This is a genomic window from Peribacillus simplex, from assembly GCF_030123325.1.
Classification (GTDB): domain Bacteria; phylum Bacillota; class Bacilli; order Bacillales; family DSM-1321; genus Peribacillus; species Peribacillus simplex_D.
This window is the reverse complement of record NZ_CP126106.1, coordinates 2,356,776-2,380,469: the sequence shown is the minus strand read 5'-3', so window position 1 is coordinate 2,380,469 and position 23,694 is coordinate 2,356,776. Positions and strand designations below refer to the sequence as shown.

The window sequence follows — 23,694 nt, the reverse complement described above, 5'->3', positions numbered from 1 at the left end:
TTCATGTATAATTCTGAATGAGAATATTCTATTTTACCATTAAATTGAAGAAAGGATGCAATATGAGAAATAAAGGGAAATACCGTATTGTTATTGAGGTATTGAGTATTATATTTGGTAGTTTGTTAATTGCTATTGGTGCAAATACATTATTACTTCCAGCTAATTTACTTTCTGGAGGTATCATTGGGATTTGTATGATTTTGTACCACTTTTTTCATTGGTCAGTGGGAGTGCAGTATTTTATCTATAATATTCCACTTTTAATCTTAGGATATATCCATTTAGGGAAAAAATTTATCATTTATACGATTCTTGCCGTCATTTCTGACACCATATTCTTACACTTTATCCCTATTCGTCTCATGTGGACAGAAAATGTTATTTTAGCCTCAATATTCGGGGGTATAGTTTCGTTTGCTGGCGGAGCCATCATGCTTCGTGTAGGCGGCTCAAATGGCGGATTGGATGTCCTTGGACGGATCATTGCAAAACACAAAAATCTGTCCATTTCTAAATTTGGTCTTATCGTTAATCTGATAATTGTTGCTATATCTGCTGTAATTTTTGATGTTCAGGCAGCTATGTTTACCATTCTTTCGTTATATGTAGGAGCTAAAACGTATGAATCCTTACTTAATATTGCGGAAAGAAGTTCAGTAATTATAGTGACGGATAAGGGAGCAGAGATATCTGAAGCTCTCAATCAAGCTTTCCATCGCGGTGTTACATCTTGGGAAGCTTTAGGGGCTTACTCACATAGTGAAAAACAAGTCATACTTTGTGTGATTGTGAATATCCAATGGGCAGAATTATGTCAAACTGTACAAAGTATAGATGATCGTGCATTTATTTCTGCCATGCCAGCTCATAAAGTCATTGGTAATTTCAAAAATGTTTGGTGAAAAAGGAGTAATCACAAGAAATCATCCGTTAGTCTTTATCTTTGCCGTGGCATTTCAAGTACTTCCAATCATTATTGTTTTGTTTAAAAAAAGGCATGTTCCCTTCATGGGGAATCATGCCTTTATGTAAGGAAAATAGATGTTGAAGCTAGTGACTGCCCTTTTTCTTTTAACTACTTCTAACTTAAATTAAATGTTTGACTATGTATAGTATACTTATTGATTTTTTCCAAGCTTGGTTCATAGCCAATTCCGGGCAATTCCGGAACTTTGATTATTCCGTTTTCCACTGTAACTTCAGGGTCAATGATATCTTCTGCCCAGTAGAGCGAGGAAGCTGCCGTATCTCCCGGAAGAGTAAAGTTTGGCAGCGATGTAATGGCAATATTATGCGCTCTTCCAATGCCTGATTCCAGCATACCCCCACACCATAGCGGAATTTCATGTTCAAGACATAAATCATGTATTTTCTTGGATTCAGTCAAACCTCCGACACGACCAATCTTAATATTAATAATTTTACAGCTGCCTAATTTAATAGCTTTCCTTGCATCCTCTAAGGAGTGAATGCTTTCGTCCAGGCAAATAGGTGTTTTTAACCTTGACTGTAAATCTGCATGGTCAATAATATCGTTATAGGCAAGCGGCTGTTCAATCATCATTAATTTATAATCATCCAAGGCGGATAGCCGATCTATATCTTGTAAGGTATAAGCTGAATTTGCGTCTGCCATGAGCGGGATTTCAGGATATACTTTTCGGACCTTGTCTATTAATTCAACATCCCAGCCCGGTTTGATTTTTAGTTTAAAGCGTTTATAGCCTTCACCGAGACGAGCTTCAATCATATCTAGGGTCGAATCGATCGAGTCCTTTATCCCGATGCTTACCCCCACTTCAATTTTCTTTTTTGTTCCACCTAATACACTTGAGAGTGAAGCATCTTGCTTTTTCGCATACAGATCCCAAACTGCACCCTCTAAAGCGGCTTTTGCCATATAATTGCCGCGAATATGGGAGAAATATTTTTCAGAGAGTTCATCCGGATGCTTGATTTCATTTTTAAGGATAATTGGAATTAGATAATCCTCGAGTATATGCCAGTTTGTTTTTAAGGTTTCTTCATTATACAGAGGGTCGAGCATCGCAACCGATTCAGCCCAACCGGAAATGCCATCATCGCTTTTTGCTTCTACAAGGATGAAATCCCTATTGTATTCGGTCCCAAAGCTAGTTGTAAAAGGTTCAAGCAGGTCTAGTTTAAGATGCCTTAGAATAACTTGTTTAATTTTCACTTGGAAATTCTCCTTTGTGATAATACTGTTAAAAGACACAGTCTTACCAATTTTTTATTAAATAGGCTGACAGCAGCCTGAAATTACGAGCTCTTATTAAAATTCACCTGCTTATTTCCTTGTCAGCACATAAAACTGAACGGGAATTTCCGTCATGGAATTCTTTATAAAATCTGTTACCTCCCATCCTTGCTGAAATAAATCGGTAAATGTGTCCCTGGTTTTCATCCGCCATTCATTGGCTGCTTGACTATTTGTGCCCCTTATTGTTCGGAAGTCTTTTGGAATGGCCACAAAAGCTGTATCACATTCTTGTTCAGGCAGTGGAAGGGTGCAAGAAGGAACAGGCACTCCCTTTTCGATGGTCTCCCATTGAATAAGCGAGTTTTCCATCACAAATTCCAGCGGGATTCCCCGTCCACTAGAATCCGTTGTCTCCTTTTTACCAATATGCCATTCGACAAGAAAGCGGTCAGATGGAATTCCGCTGTTTAAAAGATCGTCCATTTCGCCATAGCAGTTTGCGATATATGTGGAACAGACCCCACCAAGCTTGGCTATATTTAAATACCCATTAATACTTTCCAAAGGATCGTAAGTCCAGGTAATAAGGGAAAAGCCAAGCTTTAACGCTTCCTCACGTTGGGCTAACTTTAACTTCTCCCCTATTCCTTTGTTGCGGAATTGCTCATCTATTCCTAGAATATGTGAACAAAGATAGGCTGTTTGCCCATTGAATCCCGGAAAGCTGTACTGAAATCCGATCAGCTTCTCCTCGCAATAAGCTCCTAGAACCAAACCACCGTTTTTCACAGCTGTTATGGTTTGGTGTGTGGGGATCGAGTCGTTTTCTCCCCAAATGGCGGATTCTAGCTTTCTTACGTCCTCTAGCTCTTCAATTCGATGAAGAGAACGAATTGCAATTTCCTGTGTTTTCGTCATGTCCAACCTCCTAGGAATAAAGCTCAAGTGCCTTTTTCGACCCAACATAAGATGGACAAGTAATTACCACTGCCGACGGCTTGTCGTTACTAGGCACTGGAGCTATCATTTAAATACTATGTTTAAGATGAAATACTCTCCTGTTTTTTGAACAAAAGAAGATTATTCAACTTTACTGAAATCAGCCTCTTGCAATGGAATCATTTTTGTTCGCTTTACGATTTTATAACCTAGAAAAGCCAGGAAAAATAAAGGAAGCCCGATATAAGAAATTAATATTCCATACCAGTCGATCTCAGGGCCGAAAAAGGCAGAGTAATTTTGTCCCAGGATAGCCGTAACACATAATAATGTGGCTAATATCGGACCGAAGGGGTACCATTTTGATACATAAGGCAAATCCTTCAAGTCTCTTCCTTGTGCAATATATGCCTTCCTGAATCGATAATGTGTAATCGAAATTCCTAACCAGGATAAAAAGCCGGATAATCCTGCAGCATTCAATAACCAAGAATAAATCATGCCTTCGCCGAAAAGAGAGGTCAGGAAAGCTGCCATCCCAACGATGGTAGAAAAGTACACAGCGTTAACTGGAATGCCGCCTGAATTCACTTTTTTTAGAAACGAAGGGGCTTTGCCTTCTTTTGCCAGCACCCAAAGGACACGAGAAGCACCGTACATGGCGGAATTGCCTGCAGAAAGAACAGAAGTAAGAATGACCACATTCATAACCGATGCAGCGATCGCAAGTCCAGCGTTTTGAAAAACTAAAGTGAAGGGACTTACCGCAATATCTTCTATATCAGAGCTTAACAAACGCGGGTCATTATAGCTGATTAAAAATCCAATCACGATTATCGCCAATACATAAAACAAGAGCAGTCTCCAGAAGATTTGCTTAATGGCCTTGGGTATATTTTTTCTCGGATTTTCACTCTCGCCGGCCGCAATTCCTACTAACTCGGTGCCTTGGAAGGCAAATCCGACCACCATAAAGACACTTATAACGGATAAAAAGCCTCCTTTAAACGGTGCCTCTCCTTTGGTGATATTTTCAAAACCTACGGCATCCCCTCCCATGATTCCTACAATCATCAATAACCCCACTGCTATAAAAATGATAATCGTCAAAACCTTTATAATGGCAAACCAGAATTCTGATTCTCCATATCCTTTTACCGATAAAACATTCAGGCCAAATATGAGGGCAAGAAATAATGCGCTCCAAATGATGCCTGGAACAGAAGGCAGCCAATATTTCATGATCAGGGAGGAAGCCGCCAATTCCAACGCGACTACGATTGCGTTGTTATACCAATAGTTCCATCCGATCGCAAATCCTAAAGCCGGATCGACAAACCTTGATGTATAGGTACTAAAAGAGCCTGTAATAGGAATGAGGGCAGCCATTTCGGCTAAGCTTGTCATCAGGAAGTAAACCATGATTCCGGCAATTATATAAGCTGCTACAGCTCCTCCGGGACCCGCAGTATGAATAATGGAACCGCTTGCTAAAAATAGCCCCGTTCCAATGGTTCCGCCGATTGCAATCATGGAAAGATGCCTTGGCTTGAGTTTGCGCTCCAGTTGTTTTCCATCAGTAGCTGTTTGATCCCCGGTTTGTGATGTATGTGCGGTATTTTCCATAAAACACCCCTTCAGTAGATTTTTATCGAAAAAATTCTATTCTTCTGTCGCCATCATTACTGTGTTAATTAAAATTTTCGTTCCATAAATAAGTGCTCGTAAATTAAACTTCATATCCGGATGGTGCAGACCAGGCGTTAAATCGCAGCCTAACCCTATCATGGTTGCTGTTATATCAGGATTTTTGGCTGTATAAAAGTGAAAATCCTCTCCTCCTTGAGAAATGCAGACCGGAACGACATTTTCCGTCCCAAGGATTTCTCCAATGGCGGCTTCAGCCAGCTTTATGGCTTTTTCATGCAAACTCGCAGCTGGGACGAATTCTTCCGCAGACCAGGAGATGGATGTTTCAGTTTGTTGCATTGTCTGGTCAAAAGCTTCCTCTGATAAGCGATTTAATTCATTCATTACATCATTTGATTGAGCTCTTGCATCAATTGCAAAGTCAGCTGTTTCCGGGATAACGTTTGATACATTGTTGTTTGTTTGAAATTGAGTCATTTTGATTGAATAAGAAGTTTCGGTATCTAGATTAATCTGCTGTAATTTTTGTATAAGCAAAGCTGCTGCCTCGATGACATTTATTCCATCTTGCGGTCGGGATGCATGGGCTTGTAAACCTTTGATTGTTCCCCTTATCGTTTCGGCTGAGCCATGGACAATGACAGGGGAAGCTTTCATATAAGGAACCTCCGTACTGGGTCTTACATGTACCCCGAATAAATATGTAACATCCTCCAATGCTCCATCATTGATCATTTGAAGGGCGCCTTCTCCTTTTTCTTCCGCAGGCTGAAATATGAATCGGAGAGTATGTTTAGGCCGGATTCCACTGGAGGCAATGGCCAATGCTGTATATAAAACCATTGTGCTATGTGCGTCATGTCCACATGAATGATTGGCCTTTACAACTCCATCTACTTCCTGAACAAGCGCATCCATATCAGCCCTTAATGCCACGACCTTTTTGGAGATGCCTGGAATCTCGGCAATGATTCCATGATGGCTTTTAAATGTTTTTGTGGTCATTCCCGCTTTCCTAAGGCATTTTAATATGTAGCAAGACGATCTTTCCTCCTGCCAGCTTGGCTCAGCCAAAGCATGCAGGTCATGGTAGGACTTTATCAATGATTCTTGATGCTGATCAATATATTGAATCGGGTTCATAATGATGCACCTCCTCCTTTACATGAATTTTAACTTTATTAAAAGACTCATTCATTAAACACTTCATAACTTGAATATAGCCTTTCTAATTTTTGCTGATGGGTGTGGATCCGTTTTTCGTCCTTTTGATGTATGCCTGCAATAACCAAGTCCAATAAGCTGATGACGGAAGCGATTGAATTGGTTCCGGTTTCTGCGTTTTCTTCAGTTGTCAATGCAATATCAGCGATGCGGCCAACAGGTGACAGCAGGCGGTCTGTAACTGAAATTAAACAAACTCCTTGTTCTTTGGCACACTCAGCAACTTTTAATGTTTCATTCGCATACCTCGGAAAGGAAAAAACGACTATCACAGACTTGTTAGTGAGGTTACAAAACTTCTCATAGAAGTCACCTGTTGGTGAACATAAACTTACATTTTCCCTTAACGAACTTAGCGTATAGGAAAACCAATAGGCTGCGGCATGGGAAATGCGATGCCCTGCAATTAATATTTGGTCAGCCTGGATCAAGACATCGACTGCTCTCCATATATCCTGAACGTTCGTATGATCTAATAGATGTCTTAAAATATGAACTTCGTTTTCTATCACTTTGGTGAATGGATCTTGCTTGTCATCAATGCGGAGAATCGAATCACTATTGGATATGTCCATATGATTTTGGTGCAGCAGCTGTTTTTGAATTCTGGCCTGCATTTTACTAAACCCTTCAAATCCTAATGAATAGGAAAACCGAATGACCGTCGTTTCACTAACCTCCGCTTCCCGACCAATTTGAAATGCCGTTTTAAAGGCGGCTTCATCCAAATTTTCAATCAGGTAAGCGGCAACTTTTTTTTGACCTGCCGATAAATGGTCAAATTTTTCCTTTACTAATAATTTAAAAGGAAGATGTTCCAAAATATTACCCCTTTCCGACGAATTAAATACTTCTTATAATTAAAATGATGAAGGTAATCCTTCTTTGTTTTATACACTATCACAATTTAATTAGAAAAAGAAGAAGCTTTTTGATTTTTTTGATAATTAATAACTTTAAATTTCAAACAGATCATAGGTCATTTAGAAACCATAAGAAAGTAGACAAATCGAAGTAATGCCATTTTTCCCTAAAGCTTTTTTCTAAAAATCATTCAAGTTGATTGGAGCGGGTGTTCGAGACTCCTGCTTAGAAAAGCGCGTCTAGGAAGACCCCGCAGGCGCAAGCCGAGGAGGCTTCCGGGACCGCCCGCGGAAAGCGAGTACCCTACGTTCCAATAACGTTCAAATTTTACAAACCCTAAAAAATAATTCAAGTTGATTCAGCCCCCCTTTTTTACTTTATTTGTAAACTTAACAACTTCATTGACATTTAACATCATGATATATGTTAGAATATTCTGTAGTTTCAACTTATTCAAAGGGGGCAATTTAATGGGGAAATCACTTAAAGGACACGAACTTTTACAAGTTTTAACAGAGGGGAAACAACCTCCGAATTGTGATCTAACGTTACAGATTGAAGCAAATTATGCCCAAGATGGAATTGCGAAAGGTGTATGGAAAGTAGATGAAAAGTTTATTAACGGAATTGGAGTAGCAATGGGTGGATTTGTTACTTCTGCAGCAGATATAATGATGGCTTATGCGATATCATCTAAATTAAGTATCGGGCAATCCTTCGCATCCATTGATTTACATACTACCTTTCATCGACCAGTGAGATTAGGGGACGTACAAGTTGAAGCAAAAGTTGACCGAATCGGAAAAAAAACTGCTTATGTACTCGCAGATTTATTTCAAAATGATAAAAAAGTGGCAAGCGTTGTGTCATCAGTTATGATCTTGTAAACCAAATAAAAAAGCATGTTGCACAAAGAGCCCTTCGTAACATGCTTCTTTCATTTAGGCAAGAACGGCCCTCACGATTTACCGCTTCGCCTAATCACTTCATTGTAATGTCCATTTTATATTTTCTTTGGAAGACCCATCATCAAACAAACCAACGGAGCACAGGGCTTTTGAGATCCATGGTGAATAGACCATAATCAATGACAACCATTTCATCTTTCTCGTTATATCCGACATTATCTAAACGCAAATCTATTGGTATAATACCGTACCTCAGGAATTTTAATTCCAACTTGATCAATTTCGTATATTCCTTGATTGCAAACGGCACTTTCGTGTCCACCTTCTTCATGATGATCCAGCCCGTCCCATGCTCCTTAACCGGGCATAAATACTTTTTGACTTTCTCATTACAGTTATTATATAAATAGGCTTCATTTGCATTGCTTATTAAACCAACTTCTGAAAATGCCACTTTTAATATATAGCCATTATTTAAATCATAGACGACCCGGTTGAATCCATGCCCAATGATATTATACTTTAACTTTAGCGTTTTTCTGGCAGCAGACATTTTTTGTCCAACTGTTTTATAAAATTGGAATATCCCTATTTGAGAAATCCAGGACTCAATGGCATTTATCTCTTGCCGGGACAGCATTGTACTTTTATTCGGCTGATGTATCCTTTCCTCACCATTGTCAAATGGACACATTCCCTAAACGTCTCCTTTTTAAAAAATTTGTTAATAGAGAGATGGGGTTCCTTGGATGAAAAAACAATAGAAGATTAATTGCTTGTTCTCAGTTTTTCAAGATTTTCCCCTTCGTTATATGATATGTCTTTATTATAAAACGGCTTGTACTGTAGCTGAGGATTCTAGAAAAAAATACAATATTTCAATGAAGGGAAGGAAAGAGAGAAACCTGCTTATTTTTGAGCCTTCTTAAATAAATTCAAAAACCCCGGGGTGGTTTTCAAGGCCAAATCCGGGGTTTTTTCCTTTTCATATACTATGCTAATAGGTCAACATCTTTTGGTTGCTCCATATGATTATTCTTTTTAATGGAAAGCGCAGCAATTATTGATATGGCGGAACATCCGATTAAGAACCAAAATGCCCCATTGTAGGATCCTGTAAAGGTGATGATAAAGCCCATGACAAGAGGTGATATGAAACCTGCTGCCTGTGCCCCCATATTAATTACTCCCATTGCAGAACCGATAACCTTTTTAGACATGATTTTATGCGGCAAAGCAAAAGCAACTGTAAAGGCAAAGCTTTTAAAGACCATACAAAGATTCAAATAAACCATTGCAGCTACTAAGGAGGTCGATGTAAACATCAAATATAGGAATATCCCTGACATAAGCATGCCAAATGCCGCATAATATTTTTCCAAATTATTAAAAAACCTGTCAAGAAGCCACCCACTGAACAACATAGCAACTCCCGTCGAGATACCCGGTAACGCTGCATAAAAACCCATGGACAACAGATCCATTCCTCTAGCTTCCATCAAATAAGATGGAATCCAGGAAGAAAGTCCCCAATTTACTATTCCAGCAGCAAACCACATGACAGTTATTTTCCACAATCCAGAATTCATCAGCAATTCCTTCATTGGAACACTATTGTCTTTTAATGGAGCAGTGCTATCTTTTGGTTTAAAATATACCCAGAAAGCTATCGTTAACAATATTCCTAGCAAGCCGATTACATAAAACATGTTTCTCCAGCCCATAAATAAAATCATCGGCGCAGCCACCAGTGGGGCAAGTGCCATCCCAAAGTAATTGGATGACATCAAGTAAGCAGAAGCCTTTGGCCTTTCATCCCGGGGAAAATAATCCGCTATCCCCTTTTGAGAAGCGGAAGGATATCCTCCTTGACCAAGCCCGAAAAGAAAACGTATGACAAGTAACGAAATAAGAGACCAGGCAAAACCAGTAAATACGGTAAAAATAGACCATACAATGATGGACCATATCAAGACTCTTCTCGAACCCAGTTTATCTGTTAGCCATCCTCCTGGTATTTGCATGATGGCATAGGATAAGAAGAAGCTACTCAAGATTGCCCCGACAGCAGCAGCATCCAAATTAAATTCTTCCTTAATAGATACAACAGCCACACTCATGACCATCCGATCCAAATAATCAACCAGATAACCAACGAACAGCAAAAATAATATAAAGTGCTTATTTTGGGACCCTCCAATGTAACGCTTCATCTTATTCCTCCCTTTTTCTACTAATCCTTCTTTTTTCTTTCCATAGGCAAATTAATGGGGATTATCAATCGATCCTAAAATGTTGCCACTTTATCTATTTTTGAACTTTGGAACCTTCTAATTACCTTCCCATCCCGTGCTCCTGTGTATTCCCCATGATAAACGGTTAATTTTCCATTTATATAAACCACATGTATGCCTTCAGGCTCTAATAGCGGCTCTTCAAATGTAGCTCGATCTTTAATTTTTTCAGGATCAAATATAACAATATCTGCCTGATATCCCTCTTTAATTAATCCCCTATCCTTTAATCTCATTAGCTGCGCAGGAGCACCTGTCATTCGACGAATCGCTTGTTCAAGCGTCAAAGCTCCTTCTTCCCTAACATATTTGCCTAATACTCTCGGAAATGTCCCATATAATCGAGGATGCGGCTTACCTCCAAAAATCCCATCAGATCCCACCATTTGCAGTGGATGACACATACTCTGCAAAACATCTTCCTCGAAGCCCCAATGAATGACCATTGCTACATTCCCTTTTTCCTCAATAAGAATATCAAATGCGGCATCTTCAGGGGATTGCTGCCTGATTTCTGAAATTTCCATCATATCCTTACCTTCTAAGCATTTGTTAGAATCCGTTTGAACGGAGGTAATCATGATATTTTTCCAGCCACAATTCAGAACCCAATTTTCATAATCTGTGTTTGTTTTAAATTCCTCCGAGATTCTTTTTCTGATTTCTGGAATACTCAATCGTATCAGGGTTTCTTCCGTTCCCCCTGCATGCATCCAAGGTGGAAGTATGGCATGAAAAACCGTTGAAGCCGCTGAATATGGATATTGATCAAAGGTAATTTCAATACCTTCATGTCTAGCGGCATTCATTCTGTCCAGTGCTTTCTTAAATTTATCCCTGTTTCCTTGGCCGATTATCTTAAAATGAGAAATATGTAATCTTACACCGGATTGTCTGGAAACATCTATGACTTCATCCAAAGCTGATAAAGAGTGAATGCTTTCATTCCGAATATGGACAACGAAACAGCCATCATATTTCGCGGTACCCTTGCATATTTCAATCAATTCTTCCTTATTGGAGAAAACATTTGGGGGATATACCAATCCTGAGGACAAGCCTACTGCTCCCATACGCATTCCTTCCTCGACCAGCAAACGCATTTTTTCCAATTCTTGTTTAGTAGCCACTCTATCTTCAAATCCCATGACCAAGGAACGAACCGCGCCATGAGGTACCAGGTAAGCTGCGTTGCCTATCATTTTTGACTTTTCTAGAAATGAAAAATATTCATCAATGCTATTCCATGGCCACTCCCCAATATCGCCATTCAGTCCACTTAATTGTTTTTTCCATAACGGCTTTGTTTTTTCTGATACAGGAGCAACAGAAATACCATCCTGTCCAAATAATTCTGTAGTCACACCCTGAAGTGCCTTTATTTTATGAACTTCAGGAACAGTGCAAAGTAATTCAGAATGGACATGAGGATCAATAAATCCTGGTGAAACTGCCAACCTATTGGCATCTATAGTTTGTTTAGCCTGTTCGCCGCTTAAATTCCCAATAAAAGTAATTCTCCCATCCTCGATTCCAATGTCAGTTTTCGTCCAAGGGTTCCCTGTTCCATCATAAACCCTTCCATTTTTTATTATTACGTCTAGCATTTGACCACATCCTCTATATATTGGTTAGACTAATTAAATGATTTAAAATAGAATCAAAAGGGTAAATCGGTCTGCTTATATTCTTAAAATCAAAGGTTGATAACTTTGCACTGCTTAACCCAGGCGAGTCAACCGTTATGATTTCTTTAGCAATAGGCATGAAGGCTGCGCGAAAATGGTGAGATGATTTCAAACCAACAATACTTGATTTCTCAACATCTATTCCATGAAGAAGGAAAATTTGTTCATCAAAAGTCTGGGAATTTACAGAGCATACAATGATATCTACATTACCAACCAATAATCTTGCACTTCTCCCCAAGTTCACTTTGCTTCCATTCCACATCGGTGAGGACTGAATAAACTTGCCATCAGAAAGGCTTTTTACATAAGCTGATATTTTTAGAGGGTTACCATGTAAACGATCTGTTTTACCACCTAATTCGACTTGAATTAGGGACCCCACACCTTCTTTATGGGCCATTTTTGCTACTTCTGGATCAAAAATAAACCCAAAGCAGCTATTTGGAATGTTTGCTGCTATCATTTCCTTCAATAAAAAGGTGCCATCACCAGGTGTACCAGCACCAGGGTTATCAGAAGCTTCATTAATGATGATGGGCATTTCACTTCGGGAGGAAGCATATGAAATGGCTTTCTTTGGTGACGGCAATATTGGATAAAATTCATCTTTCTTCTCAAAAATTTTAGCAGCTATATCATTTGAAATTTTTTGTGCTAAAGAGGGTTCATTATTCGTAATGGTAATTACCGAAACTCCTGCGTGAGGGATATCTGAATATGGAAAGCCGTGGAATAAGGTACAATCAAGGACCTCGGGATGCTTTTCCCATTCCTCGCACCATTCATTTATTTCTTTAATTGGAGAAAAGTAGGAGGTTGTAGTAGGAATAAGTAATGGTAATTTAGATAGAGCCATTTCCGGGTTAACTTCCCCTTGTATCATGCGAGCAGTTATATCAATCGCTTCTATCCCCCTTTCATAGGAATCCGTATGAGGGTAATCTATATTGCCGAGAAGTACATCTGCTTCTTTAACCATGGTTTCCGTAATATTACCATGGAGGTCCAAAGCAGCTACGATTGGTAATTTTGAACCTAAAATGCTTCTTAATTCCGATAAAATCTCACCTTCAATATCGTCAACTCCATCTGCTACTCCTGCACCATGAAGAAATAGACAAATCCCATCCAATTTTCCAGCATTCATAATACTTGATATTAATAGATTTTTTGCTTCTTGAAACGTTTCCTGTGTTATCGTTCCTGAAGGATTGGCCATGGCTGCAAAGGTCGGCACAATTTCAATCCCCAGCTCTTCTCCCCGATCGATCATCCCTCCCAGATAATCCAATACACCAGTATGCCTATCGAGAAGTTCCTCTCCTTGGGTCCATTCCCATACTTTAAATAAGTCGACTGTCGTTCTTACTCGAGAAAACGTATTCGTTTCATGTGCCAACTGACCGATAGCTATTCTCATAAAATTTCCCCTTTCTTCACTATTAATTAATAAAACCCTATCTGACTGACTCCCTGGAAAATTGAAATTCATATAGCTGTCGGGGTCTCCCTCGGTTTATGGGCTGTTCCTCACCCACGATGACAGCTAGATTCGTATTTTCAAGGGTATTCAGGATTCTCCTTGCGCTCCTAATGGTCAAACCCAGTCCATTTGCAAGATCATTTGCCGTGATGCATCTATTGCCAAAGCACTCACAAAAGGAAAGTAATTTGTTTATGGTTGCAATACTGAGCCCAGCTGTTTTTGCTAAGTTCATTATATGTGGGTCATCACTCCGCAAGGAATATTTCAATCTCCCATCTTTTCCGACAGGCCCAAAAACAGTTCCATCCATGTCAACCACAAAGCAACTCGGTTTATTAACTCTCGCTTTCATAAGTGCTTTACGAGCACTTACTTCCGCTTCGTTTGCTGTATGTCCAAATCCTATTCCGATGGTGGTCTCTACATCAATTTTCATGGCTATCTCATCTAATAGCGGAGCTTTTTTATATTTGTGGGTAGTCCTTTCAATGGCGCCCCGAGTAGTTATGAATCGGACTTCATCTCGTTCTGACCAGTCAAAAATAGCCTGGGCCTCTTCACAAAAATCGATAAGAAGATTTTGAAGTGCAGCTTTTTTTCGCTGTTCTCCATATTCTGATATGGGCTTTTTTAAAGAAGAAAGCAAGTTATTAAAATGCAGGATTCCAATGGCAATTTGTGTATCGCTTTGAAGTAAGGCCTTCCCCTCCAAAAGAACATTATTCAAACTGGATCGAATGGCGGACATTGTAGGTAGAACCCTGAAAACGAGCACCCCTAGCCCTTTTAACGATTCGTATACGGATTTAACACATGTAACGGCCACCTGAGTTTGATCATTTTTCCATAATTCATAATGAAAATGAACCAATTCATCTGCTTTGTGATCAGCTTTCAGAAACATCTTTTCTGGATATATTTCTAAATCCTCAAAACATTCTTTCACTTCCCTATTTGGCAATGTGTCTATACTAATCCTAAAAGGTTCTTTGATTGGATTAAACGAAGTTTCTGTTATGATCTTAAAAAGAGTGCGATACAAAGATGTTCCTGTTGAGGGAATAAAAACCATTGGCTTAGTAATGTTTTGATTCTTTGCCATTTGATAAGGGATGGTGCCTAAAAAGAATAAGACATCTGCCTCGTCGACTCTTCTTTTAATCACATCCATTGTTTCTTGTTCATGTTTGTAAGGTGCAGGTAACATGGTAATGTCGGAGTATGATTTGCCGATAGTAATCACTAGTTCTACTAAATCTATAGGACCTATAACTAATACTTTTGAATTCATTCGATCCTCCACCTTTATTTTCAAACAATACTGAATAGTGAATTTTTATTATTGTTTATAACTTTAACTATCTAAATAATAAAAGTAAATGTCTGTTAATGGACCGAAATACGTTTTTTTGAGCGGTCAGTTATTTATTTGATCTTTCTCCATTACTTTTCCACTAGAGAATACTATATCGTCGTGACTGGCCCTTTATTGATCTATTATCCATATAATACGTTAATGGGCGGTATTGATGTCTATTTGCCACATATCATTGTTTATCAAGACCTAAATAAAAAAAATATAGATAGATTAAAGGACATTACATATTTGTTATATCAAATATGTAATGTCCTTTATTCTTTAACAATCGTGCTCGATTGTGAAGAATGTCTAAAGTAATTCATGAATTTGAATTTGTTGCTATACAATTTTATAATTGTATGAAAAAAGGATGAGGATTGTGCCTATTAATTCGTTTGAAGAATATCCAATGACATGGAAGCCGACATTGAATCGAGAAGATAGACCGATTTATCAGGCATTAGCTAAGCAGTTAGAATCTGACATTAAAGAGGGACGCTTAGTTCCAGGCACAAAGCTTCCACCGCAAAGAGAGTTAGCAGACTATTTGGATGTGAATCTAAGTACAATCTCAAAATCATTTAAATTAGCTGAGTTAAAAGGACTGATTAGTGCAACCATCGGCAGTGGAACGTATGTTTCATATGATGCGATTTCGAACGCATACTTGCTTTCGGAAGAAAAGCCAAAACATTTGATTGAAATGGGCGCAATGCTACCAGATCGTGTATCATACGGCCCCTTACATGACCTACTGCAATCCATGTTACAAGAATCCGATTGTGCGAGATGGTTTGGATACAGCCGGCCAGGTGATTCGATTTGGCAAAAAGATGCAGGCGTCAAATTATTAAAATATGCCGGTGTTGAAACGACTAGAGAGCATATCTTACTGGCTAATGGCGGACAAAATGCCATCACCGCAACACTTGCAGGTCTTTGTCAGCATGGAGACCGGATAGGTGTCGATCACCATACATATCCAGGGTTAAAGACAGCTGCCGCGATGCTGGGCATCCAGCTTGTCCCGATTCGGTCAGAAACTGATGAAATGAGTCCGGAAGCACTTCTTTATGCATGTAAAAACGAAAACATTAAAGGCATATATATTATTCCGGATTACCAGAATCCGATGACCTATACAATGAGCATTGAAACTCGAAAGGCTATTGCGGAGATTACCATAAAGTACAATTTATTTATCATTGAAGATGGAATGTATCATTTAACCCAAGACAAAGTATTGCCGGCCTTAGCGACATATGCACCTGAGCATTCGATTTATATAGCGAGTTTATCGAAATCGATGGCACCTGGACTCCGTCTTGCTTATATGTCAGTTCCTTTCAAATTCCTGGATTCCACTCGAAAAGCTCTATATAACTTAAATATTTCCGTATCGCCACTACTTGCGGAGTTAACAGCACGAGCAATTGTATCGAGTCAACTTGAAAACATTGTTGCACTTCATAAAGAGGAAACTAAAGCTCGCAATCAATTGGTCAATCATTATTTGGATAAGGATAATTGTTTAGGCGGAGAAACAGGAATTTTTCGCTGGTTACATCTGCCGAACCATTATACAGGGGACCAATTTGAACGAATAGCTGCAGCACAAGGTGTACAAGTTTATAGTGGAGGGCGATTTACGGTAGGCAATGTCGCACCGGCAAATGCCGTGCGTTTGGGGATTTGTGCGCCAGAAACGAAAGAGGAACTTGAAAAAGCGCTTATTATACTTAAAAAAATAATTGAAAAGTGAAAAAATATTGTTTGCCATACAATTATAATATTGTATGGTTTTTTATGTGCGTGTTATGATAGTTCAAATTTAACGGGAGGATATCATGCCTCGAAACAACTAATGATTTTTAAACAATATGATTAAAAGGAGCATTTAGAAATGCACAACAAATTTGCAAAGAGAGCTAGTTTGGTTAAATCGTCTGAAACGCGTGAAATCTTAAAGGTCACAGAACGGCCAGAAGTGATTTCTTTTGCAGGAGGTCTCCCGGCTCCGGAACTGTTTCCCGTAGAGGAACTGAATGTGGCATGTGAAGCCGTTCTTAAAGAAGATGGTCCTGCTTCCCTTCAATACAGTACAACAGAAGGATATATCCCGCTTAGAAACGCGATCATTAAGCGGATGGATGCAATCGGTATTCAAGCCCATTTACAGCAAATCGTGATTACATCAGGGTCCCAGCAAGCCATTGACCTGACAGGAAAGCTCTTTCTTGACGAAGGGGATACGATCATTTGCGAAAGCCCCACATACTTGGCTGCGGTCAATGCCTTTAAAGCATACAATGCCAACTTTGTAGAAGTAAAGATGGATAAAGACGGCATGATGATGGAAGCACTGGAGAAAAAGCTTCAGGAGAATCCCCAGGCAAAATTCATTTATACCATTCCCGATTTTCAAAACCCGACAGGCCGAACGCTCAAGCTTGAAAGAAGAAAAAGAATGATCGAGCTCGCCAGCCAGTATGATGTTTTGATTTTGGAAGATAATCCGTACGGAGCTATCCGGTTTTCGGGTACTACCCTTCCGCCAGTAAAACATTTTGATACAGAAGGCCGGGTCATTTATCTGAGCACCTTTTCGAAAATCTTCACACCGGGACTTCGGCTTGGCTGGATTTGTGCGGATGAAGTATTTATTGAAAAATACGTGGCATTTAAGCAGACAGCAGACTTACACTCTGACAGCTTTGCACAGCGGATCACCGCTAAGTATATGGAACTTTATGATATAGAGGCTCATATTGAAAAAATTAAAGCCGTATACAAAGAAAGATGCATAACGATGATTGCCTGCATCGATCAATTTTTCCCTGAAAATATCTCTTACAGCAAGCCGGAAGGCGGGTTATTTATTTGGGTGGAGCTTCCAGCTTCTGTTGATTCAAGTAAAATCTTTGTGGAGTGCTTGAAAAATAATGTGGCCATTGTTCCTGGCATTCCATTTTTTCCAAATGGTACACAAAAGAACACATTTCGGCTAAATTACTCGAATACAACGAAAGAACAAATTAGGGAAGGAATAAAACGTATTGGTGAGGTCTTACATCATGAATTAAAGCAAGAACAACACCTTCTTAAGCAATGACAAGGCAATCTAGCTTCTGTCATTGCAGCTCTATATGAGGGGATGCTTAACTTGTCACTTTCAAAATCTATTAATAGAAAAAATAGGGGGAATTATGATGCCATTATCAAATACAAAATTAAACACTTGGAAGCCATTTTCAACATCACCGCCACCACCGTTTACTCCATTTGTTAAAACAGTACTGAATAAGCTTATATTAAAAACAGATTAAGAATCTGCGAAATGTAAGCTGTTTCGCAGATTCGAAGGAGTAGACGATGAAATCTAACATTCAGTTTATATTATCAATGATAATCTTTGGTACGATCGGTTTAGTGCAAAGATACATTGATTTATCTTCGAGTGAAACAGCTTTACTAAGTAGTTCAATCGGATGTCTATTTTTAATGTTCGTATTTTTTATGATGAAAAAATCCATTTCGTGGAAATTATTGAAAACTAATGCTTCCATCCTATTTCTTTCTGGTATTGCATTAGGAGGGAATTGGATTTTTCTCTATCAATCTTACGATTATACAACAATCACTAACGCAACATTAGGGTATTACTTTGCACCTGTGTTTGTCATGATTCTCTCACCAATTATCCTTAAGGAACAATTACCTATCAAAAAGATTGTTTGTATTGGTGCTGCGATATTAGGTATGTTATCGATTGTTGGAAATGGCATAAGTGCATCTGGAAAAGGTGATCTGTTAGGGATCTTTTTTGGATTAGTTGCAGCTGCATTTTACGCTGCATTAATGTTATTAAATAAATTCATTCAAAACATGGCCAAGTTAGAGATTACCATGATCCAACTTGGAACAACTGCTTTGCTGCTATTACCATATGTGCTTATTACTGAGGGATTTAGTATCTTGGAAGTATCCAGATCATCCATTCCCTTTATAATACTATTAGGGATTGTTAACACTGGTATTGGATTTTGGTTATTTTTTTCAGGTATGCAAAAGTTAAAAGGACAAAGTATTGCTATGCTAAGCTATGTAGATCCATTTGTAGCGATACTGATTTCTGCTCTTATCTTGCAAGAGCAAATGACATTTGTTCAAATGCTTGGTGGTATATTGCTTTTAGGTTCAACATTTGTTAGCGAAAATAAATCAATAAAATTTTCAATTTTCTGAGCTTCTTACCTCAATTTATTTTAGATAATCAAAGTCATTTTTTCCAGTTTCTTTTATTTTGACTGACTTTTACAGCACTTACAAGTATTTGGTACTTACTCTATATCGTACTAATACGACAGCTAAGAATGTTCTTAAAAAGAGAGAGTGTTAATAGAGCCACAGAAGGTATTACGGGTACAGTACATTAGTATTCGGTGTAAGGTTATTCTTAGAAGAATAACTTTGATCATTATTAATTTGAGAAATAATCAATCTAATATATGGTTGATTATTTCTCTTTTGCATTTAGGGTATCAGCATTCTTGACTCTCTAATAAGGATAGGATTTCATTATGAATCCCTTCTTATCTTGACCTAATATCATTTACACTTCTAAGATGTGTAGATACATTTCTTTACATATAATTAGCACTTTTCATCTAACTCTCCATAATAGGCTTCTCAATCCTTAACAATCCTTCCATAGTCAAATTAATATATTCCTTAAATTGCAATAGACCACTAAATAAAGATGCTTCTAATTTATCTAGTTCATGAGATATTTATTGTTTCCTTTCCTTCTAACTGTTTATAAGTTGCTTCATTATATGAAACAGACATTGTAATAACTAAAGGGCGGCAATCCTCTGGCTGCTACAATGCTAAAGAGTATAAATGACTATATATTGAGTAGGATATTTTGCTAATCATATCTCTTATCCATGGAAATAAGATGCTAACCCCATGATCCTGATTCTTCGGTTCTTACTGGGGAAATCAATGCTTTCCTTGCATAAAAAATGCCCGATTCCTAATATTGGAATCAGACATTTTATAAAGCTATTAAAGTTAAGGTGAAACTGTACGCTCTTTTGACATCTCATCCAGCGTAGACACCTTCCATACTCCGTTCTCTAGTCGCCATAAGCTATTTCAATTTTTCATTTCCGATTAGCACGATCACAAAAACTTAATGGAATTTACCAGTTAATCTAAACCCAATTTCTGCAACTAGAGTTGATAGCAAAAATGTTCCTGTATATACAACTAGAGATATAACAACTATACGCCATCCCAATTTTTTAAATTCTTTCAAATCTTTCCCGAAAGAAAGGCCAGCATAAGCCAAAATAGGTGTTGCCAAGGCCATAAAATTAACTTGTTCTGTTATTTTTATGATTGATGCGTTTCCTGGAAAAATCGGAGTTGTAACCAATAAGGCTAACATAGAAACCCAAACAACAATTGGTAGTTTAATAGGGGAGATTTTTGCGAAAAAGAACCCTAATATCGTTACAGCAACAATGATCGTCATACCTGGTAATGCGTCAATTGGTGAAACATCGTATCCAATCCAATTTCCCATAATGGCTATTATACCGATAATTATAAAAGTCAATATTTTATCTTTCATATAAAATCTCCCCTTTATGCCCTATGCTTCAATATTTTTGATTTGATCTTTTTTTGACTTTCGCCCTAAAATAGGCTCAAATTTTTTGTATAAATAGTTTGTAAAAGGAAGAGAAAAGAATACACAAATATACGTTCCTAAAATTGTTGTAATTAAGTTAGCAGCACCAGCAAAAACTGCGATATCCTTTGCGGATTCCGGGAAGATAACAGCTAATGCCCCTGACATGGCAGCCATCATACTACCTGAACCTACACCCGCACCCATGGCTAGTGAAATTGGATGAAACCAACCAGTTTGAGCCAAAAAACTTGCTAACACTGACAGATATAAAGCCCCAAACAAAGTTCCACAAACGTATACGCCCAGCGCTCCCCGGCCTTCAGGTGAATCCGAGCCATATTTCTCAGCAATAATGGCTAAGTTAGGTTCTCTATCGATTGAAAAAGTAGCACCGACTGCTTCTCTTTTCATTCCAAGTAATAAAGCAATCGGTAAACCTAATAGGATTGTCCCCGCGAAATGTCCCACTTCTTGTAATCCTAAAGAAATCCCAGCATCAAATATCTTCGGCAATGAAGGCCCCATTAACATTCCCAATTTGGCTACAAAAAGCATGAATGAAATTCCTAAAATATTGGCCGCTACATTCATTTCCTTCATTTTTAAAATTTTTAAAGAAGGTAGACTAATAATGGCTCCGATAATTAATGCATACAGCATTGGAAATAACGCAATGGCTCCAATCCCAATGTTAAACGTTTTGACGCCAATAAATTCTGTAACACAGACTAATATCAAAACAAATAAATGAATTTTCCAATTACGCAGGGAATTTTCTTGCACTTTATTACACTCCTTTTCTACAAACTATTTTTGCTTATCATTTTTTAACTTATTGAATTTTTTCAGTAGTATTCATAGCTAGTCCTACGATAAGGGAAATCCCTTGAATCATAGCTTTTTCATCAGGTAAGAATACGTCACTATGCAGCTTCATCGGATCCTCAGGGTTTTCTCCTACTCCCAAGAAGACAAATGTACCCGGGACTTTTTCTAAATAGAAAGCAAAATCTTCACTTGCCATACTTGGTTTAGACAACCACTGCACTGAGTTTTCTCCAAATAAATCAGTAGCAATAGCAGCAACATGTTCATTAAATTTTGGATCATTCATTGTAACAGGATACCCCACTGTAAAGTTATAGTTTATTTCAACTTCTAATTTAAGTGCGGAGGCCACACCTTCGATGATTCGTTGAATACTTGCAGCCACCTCCTTACGTGTGTTCGCATTAAGTGTTCGTACAGTTCCTTTAAAACTAGCTTTTTCAGGAATAATATTATAGCCATCCCCTGCTTCAATTGTTCCTATTGTAATAACAACGGAATCTACTGGATCTGTTTCTCTGCTAACAATTGTTTGTAGAGCTGTTACAACATGAGCAGCACCCACAATAGCATCTACTCCTTGATGCGGTGCTGCCCCGTGACCTTGCTTACCTTTTAATACGACATCGAAAGAATCCATACTTGCCATTATCGCACCATTTCTAAAACCATAAGTACCAGTAGCTAATTCAGGCCAAACATGAAAAGCAAAAGCATGGTCAACGGGAGGGTTGCTCAATACGCCTTCTTCAACCATCATGATTCCTCCGCCCTTCATCTCTTCCGCAGGTTGAAAAATGAATTTTATTGTACCCGCAATATGATGCTTATTTTGAGATAAAACATTAGCGGCAGATAGTAACATTGCGGTATGCATATCATGTCCGCAAGCATGCATAACCCCAGGATTTTTAGATTTGTAGCTTACATCCGTTTTCTCCTGAATAGGTAAGGCATCAATATCAGCTCGTAAAGCAAGCACAGGCCCCTCTTTATCTCCACGAAGAATACCCACAACTCCTGTCTTCGCCACCCCGGATGTCACTTCAATTCCAAGCTCTTTTAAATAATTCGCAATAATTTCAGCCGTTTTATGCTCTTCAAATCCAAGTTCAGGATTTTCATGGATCATTCTTCTTAATCTCACAGCTTCTTCATATATTCCAGTTGTTTGCTTTACTATTTCAGTTGACTTTATTGCATTTGACATTTTTTTAATACTCATCATCATTCATCCCCTAAAGAAATATAAATACAAAATATTCTAACTATAATAATAATATTTTAGTTTGAAAAACTTTCATTATAATAAAAAAATGATTTTTTGGAAAAAACCTTATAATTTGATAATTATTAATAGATATTGTTATACTACCATTTCAAATATTGACTGTAAATATTGAAAATACAAAAAATTCATTATTCTCTTTAAGTAAGTGTTCAAAAAGGAAAACAAAAGAACCAAGATGTTCGAGGAACGATTGTCTCGAGGATCCGGAACGTACCATACGCGAGGTCCAGATTTGCACAAGATAAGGGAAGCTATGAAAGCGATTCATCGACGAAGGAAAGAGTCAGCTATTTTTAAGACGGGTACGACTTTAGCGGAAGGTCAAAAAAAAAGCGACACTTCGTTATTGAAGTATCGCACCATTACGTTGAATGATTCAAAAATTGAAGCAGAGATTATGACAGTTGTAAACGGTCAGATCAGAATGCAGCATTCTTAAATCTTGAATAGTTTCATCTCGCTCTCCTCCATAGGTAATACCTTTCTCTACTTATTTCCATTTAAAATCCTGCCCTTAATGTCCAGAAGTCATTTTAATACCTACAGCCCCTGCAATAATACACATAATAAATAGGGTTACTCTTAAACTTCTAGGTTCATTAAAGAAGATCATTCCTGCTAAAACACTTCCAACAGAGCCGATACTGGTCCATATTGCATAGGCAGTTCCCACTGGTATGGAATTTAATGACAAAGAAAGAAAATAAAAGCTTAAACTCCCCAAAAAAAGACAAGCTACAGAGGGAAGCAATTTTTTAAACCCGTTTGCACGTTTCAGGCTTATAACACTGCCAATCTCGGCAACTCCGGCAATAAGAAGAAAAAACCAAGCCATTGAATCATCCCCTAACCTTGAATAAATCATTTCACTTCCTTTAGTGTTCAGGTTGGGCTGGATTGATTTTTATTCCAATTATCCCCAATATCATTAAAGCTATAAAAATTACTTTCAGTGGATTAATGGTCTCTCCCAAAAAAATCATTCCAGTTACTACCGTTCCCACCGTTCCGATTCCAGTAAAAATGGCGTAACCAGTCCCTAAGGGAATGGAATGTAAAGCTCTTGAAAGTAAAAAGAAACTAAAGATTATTACAACTACCGTTACTATACTAGGTATAATTTTGGTGAATCCATGTGAATATTTAAGACCGATCACCCAGACGATTTCCAAAAGTCCTGAGATTATGATATATATCCATGCCATTTTATCGCTCTCTCCTTCGGCATTGA

At 38.2% G+C, this 23,694-nt stretch carries 21 protein-coding genes and 1 pseudogene; 7 read left to right on the top strand and 15 right to left on the bottom strand.

Annotation, left to right across the window (positions count from 1 at the left end; all coding sequences use genetic code 11):
* Window positions 1–62: 62 nt before the first annotated feature.
* Window positions 63–905, top strand: a complete 843-nt coding sequence (locus QNH43_RS11320) for a YitT family protein (RefSeq protein ID WP_283917898.1) — start codon at window positions 63–65, stop codon at window positions 903–905.
* Window positions 906–1,084: 179 nt separating this feature from the next.
* Here QNH43_RS11320 and menC read toward each other — a convergent pair whose 3' ends face one another.
* The 5 genes from menC to QNH43_RS11295 form a co-directional block, all read right to left on the bottom strand.
* Window positions 1,085–2,200: an o-succinylbenzoate synthase gene (gene menC / locus QNH43_RS11315; protein WP_283917897.1), complete on the bottom strand. Its 1,116-nt coding sequence runs from the start codon at window positions 2,198–2,200 to the stop codon at window positions 1,085–1,087.
* Between the two features lie 111 nt (window positions 2,201–2,311).
* On the bottom strand, window positions 2,312–3,142 hold the full coding sequence (locus tag QNH43_RS11310; RefSeq protein ID WP_283917896.1) for a GNAT family N-acetyltransferase: 831 nt from the start codon (window positions 3,140–3,142) through the stop codon (window positions 2,312–2,314).
* Window positions 3,143–3,304: 162 nt separating this feature from the next.
* Window positions 3,305–4,789 carry an amino acid permease gene (locus QNH43_RS11305; protein WP_283917895.1) on the bottom strand — a complete coding sequence of 495 codons (1,485 nt, stop codon included), beginning with the start codon at window positions 4,787–4,789 and terminating at the stop codon, window positions 3,305–3,307.
* Between the two features lie 36 nt (window positions 4,790–4,825).
* A complete protein-coding gene (locus QNH43_RS11300; RefSeq protein WP_283917894.1) occupies window positions 4,826–5,956 on the bottom strand; it encodes an amidohydrolase in 1,131 nt (376 codons plus the stop codon).
* 47 nt (window positions 5,957–6,003) lie between these two features.
* Window positions 6,004–6,858 carry a MurR/RpiR family transcriptional regulator gene (locus QNH43_RS11295; protein ID WP_283917893.1) on the bottom strand — a complete coding sequence of 285 codons (855 nt, stop codon included), beginning with the start codon at window positions 6,856–6,858 and terminating at the stop codon, window positions 6,004–6,006.
* Window positions 6,859–7,371: 513 nt separating this feature from the next.
* Between QNH43_RS11295 and QNH43_RS11290 the strand changes: the two genes are divergently transcribed.
* Window positions 7,372–7,788, top strand: coding sequence for a PaaI family thioesterase (locus QNH43_RS11290; protein ID WP_076368891.1), 417 nt, complete (start codon window positions 7,372–7,374; stop codon window positions 7,786–7,788).
* A 142-nt stretch (window positions 7,789–7,930) separates the two neighbouring features.
* On the opposite strand, the gene QNH43_RS11285 is transcribed toward QNH43_RS11290, so the two are convergent.
* The 5 genes from QNH43_RS11285 to QNH43_RS11265 all read right to left on the bottom strand — a co-directional run bounded on the left by QNH43_RS11285 (window position 7,931) and on the right by QNH43_RS11265 (window position 14,571).
* A complete protein-coding gene (locus QNH43_RS11285) occupies window positions 7,931–8,503 on the bottom strand; it encodes a hypothetical protein (protein ID WP_283917892.1) in 573 nt (190 codons plus the stop codon).
* 298 nt (window positions 8,504–8,801) lie between these two features.
* Complete coding sequence (locus QNH43_RS11280; RefSeq protein ID WP_283917891.1) at window positions 8,802–10,022, bottom strand: MFS transporter; 1,221 nt, start codon at window positions 10,020–10,022, stop codon at window positions 8,802–8,804.
* Between the two features lie 74 nt (window positions 10,023–10,096).
* Window positions 10,097–11,710, bottom strand: coding sequence for an N-acyl-D-amino-acid deacylase family protein (locus QNH43_RS11275; RefSeq protein ID WP_283917890.1), 1,614 nt, complete (start codon window positions 11,708–11,710; stop codon window positions 10,097–10,099).
* A 13-nt stretch (window positions 11,711–11,723) separates the two neighbouring features.
* Window positions 11,724–13,214: a M81 family metallopeptidase gene (locus QNH43_RS11270; protein ID WP_283917889.1), complete on the bottom strand. Its 1,491-nt coding sequence runs from the start codon at window positions 13,212–13,214 to the stop codon at window positions 11,724–11,726.
* 37 nt (window positions 13,215–13,251) lie between these two features.
* Window positions 13,252–14,571 carry a helix-turn-helix domain-containing protein gene (locus QNH43_RS11265; protein WP_283917888.1) on the bottom strand — a complete coding sequence of 440 codons (1,320 nt, stop codon included), beginning with the start codon at window positions 14,569–14,571 and terminating at the stop codon, window positions 13,252–13,254.
* A 448-nt stretch (window positions 14,572–15,019) separates the two neighbouring features.
* On the opposite strand from QNH43_RS11265, the gene QNH43_RS11260 reads away from it, so the two are divergent.
* The 4 genes and pseudogenes from QNH43_RS11260 to QNH43_RS11245 form a co-directional block, all read left to right on the top strand.
* The gene (locus QNH43_RS11260; protein ID WP_283917887.1) at window positions 15,020–16,402 is read left to right on the top strand and encodes an aminotransferase-like domain-containing protein; all 1,383 of its coding nucleotides are present in this window, start codon (window positions 15,020–15,022) and stop codon (window positions 16,400–16,402) included.
* A 141-nt stretch (window positions 16,403–16,543) separates the two neighbouring features.
* The gene (locus QNH43_RS11255; RefSeq protein WP_283917886.1) at window positions 16,544–17,752 is read left to right on the top strand and encodes an aminotransferase-like domain-containing protein; all 1,209 of its coding nucleotides are present in this window, start codon (window positions 16,544–16,546) and stop codon (window positions 17,750–17,752) included.
* Window positions 17,753–18,012: 260 nt separating this feature from the next.
* Window positions 18,013–18,885: a DMT family transporter gene (locus QNH43_RS11250; RefSeq protein ID WP_283917885.1), complete on the top strand. Its 873-nt coding sequence runs from the start codon at window positions 18,013–18,015 to the stop codon at window positions 18,883–18,885.
* Window positions 18,879–19,108: pseudogene (locus QNH43_RS11245) on the top strand (LysE family transporter); the annotation flags it as partial. The gene QNH43_RS11250 and the pseudogene QNH43_RS11245, both read left to right, overlap by 7 nt.
* Before the next feature lie 729 nt (window positions 19,109–19,837).
* Here QNH43_RS11245 and QNH43_RS11240 read toward each other — a convergent pair.
* Genes QNH43_RS11240 through QNH43_RS11230 form a run of 3 tightly spaced genes read right to left on the bottom strand, consistent with a single transcriptional unit; the run spans window position 19,838 to window position 22,397 of the window.
* Window positions 19,838–20,281 carry a hypothetical protein gene (locus QNH43_RS11240; protein WP_283917884.1) on the bottom strand — a complete coding sequence of 148 codons (444 nt, stop codon included), beginning with the start codon at window positions 20,279–20,281 and terminating at the stop codon, window positions 19,838–19,840.
* Window positions 20,282–20,302: 21 nt separating this feature from the next.
* Window positions 20,303–21,127, bottom strand: a complete 825-nt coding sequence (locus QNH43_RS11235) for a DUF3100 domain-containing protein (protein WP_076368885.1) — start codon at window positions 21,125–21,127, stop codon at window positions 20,303–20,305.
* Between the two features lie 49 nt (window positions 21,128–21,176).
* Complete coding sequence (locus tag QNH43_RS11230) at window positions 21,177–22,397, bottom strand: M20 metallopeptidase family protein (protein ID WP_283917883.1); 1,221 nt, start codon at window positions 22,395–22,397, stop codon at window positions 21,177–21,179.
* A 298-nt stretch (window positions 22,398–22,695) separates the two neighbouring features.
* Here QNH43_RS11230 and QNH43_RS11225 point away from each other — a divergent pair, with 298 nt between their 5' ends.
* Window positions 22,696–22,902 carry a hypothetical protein gene (locus tag QNH43_RS11225; protein WP_283917882.1) on the top strand — a complete coding sequence of 69 codons (207 nt, stop codon included), beginning with the start codon at window positions 22,696–22,698 and terminating at the stop codon, window positions 22,900–22,902.
* A 75-nt stretch (window positions 22,903–22,977) separates the two neighbouring features.
* Here the strand turns inward: QNH43_RS11225 and QNH43_RS11220 are convergent, their stop codons facing one another.
* Window positions 22,978–23,298 carry a DMT family transporter gene (locus QNH43_RS11220; RefSeq protein ID WP_283917881.1) on the bottom strand — a complete coding sequence of 107 codons (321 nt, stop codon included), beginning with the start codon at window positions 23,296–23,298 and terminating at the stop codon, window positions 22,978–22,980.
* A 40-nt stretch (window positions 23,299–23,338) separates the two neighbouring features.
* Window positions 23,339–23,668 carry a DMT family transporter gene (locus tag QNH43_RS11215; protein ID WP_283917880.1) on the bottom strand — a complete coding sequence of 110 codons (330 nt, stop codon included), beginning with the start codon at window positions 23,666–23,668 and terminating at the stop codon, window positions 23,339–23,341.
* Window positions 23,669–23,694 lie beyond the last annotated feature (26 nt).

Bases quoted from the DNA above. Each gene is read 5' to 3' on its own strand.
- QNH43_RS11320 (WP_283917898.1), top strand. From the start codon at position 63: ATGAGAAATAAAGGGAAATACCGTATTGTTATTGAGGTATTGAGTATT.
- QNH43_RS11310 (WP_283917896.1), bottom strand. From the start codon at position 3,142: ATGACGAAAACACAGGAAATTGCAATTCGTTCTCTTCATCGAATTGAA.
- QNH43_RS11305 (WP_283917895.1), bottom strand. From the start codon at position 4,789: ATGGAAAATACCGCACATACATCACAAACCGGGGATCAAACAGCTACT.
- QNH43_RS11300 (WP_283917894.1), bottom strand. From the start codon at position 5,956: ATGAACCCGATTCAATATATTGATCAGCATCAAGAATCATTGATAAAG.
- QNH43_RS11290 (WP_076368891.1), top strand. From the start codon at position 7,372: ATGGGGAAATCACTTAAAGGACACGAACTTTTACAAGTTTTAACAGAG.
- QNH43_RS11285 (WP_283917892.1), bottom strand. From the start codon at position 8,503: ATGTGTCCATTTGACAATGGTGAGGAAAGGATACATCAGCCGAATAAA.
- QNH43_RS11280 (WP_283917891.1), bottom strand. From the start codon at position 10,022: ATGAAGCGTTACATTGGAGGGTCCCAAAATAAGCACTTTATATTATTT.
- QNH43_RS11275 (WP_283917890.1), bottom strand. From the start codon at position 11,710: ATGCTAGACGTAATAATAAAAAATGGAAGGGTTTATGATGGAACAGGG.
- QNH43_RS11270 (WP_283917889.1), bottom strand. From the start codon at position 13,214: ATGAGAATAGCTATCGGTCAGTTGGCACATGAAACGAATACGTTTTCT.
- QNH43_RS11265 (WP_283917888.1), bottom strand. From the start codon at position 14,571: ATGAATTCAAAAGTATTAGTTATAGGTCCTATAGATTTAGTAGAACTA.
- QNH43_RS11255 (WP_283917886.1), top strand. From the start codon at position 16,544: ATGCACAACAAATTTGCAAAGAGAGCTAGTTTGGTTAAATCGTCTGAA.
- QNH43_RS11250 (WP_283917885.1), top strand. From the start codon at position 18,013: ATGAAATCTAACATTCAGTTTATATTATCAATGATAATCTTTGGTACG.
- QNH43_RS11240 (WP_283917884.1), bottom strand. From the start codon at position 20,281: ATGAAAGATAAAATATTGACTTTTATAATTATCGGTATAATAGCCATT.
- QNH43_RS11230 (WP_283917883.1), bottom strand. From the start codon at position 22,397: ATGAGTATTAAAAAAATGTCAAATGCAATAAAGTCAACTGAAATAGTA.
- QNH43_RS11220 (WP_283917881.1), bottom strand. From the start codon at position 23,298: ATGGCTTGGTTTTTTCTTCTTATTGCCGGAGTTGCCGAGATTGGCAGT.
- QNH43_RS11215 (WP_283917880.1), bottom strand. From the start codon at position 23,668: ATGGCATGGATATATATCATAATCTCAGGACTTTTGGAAATCGTCTGG.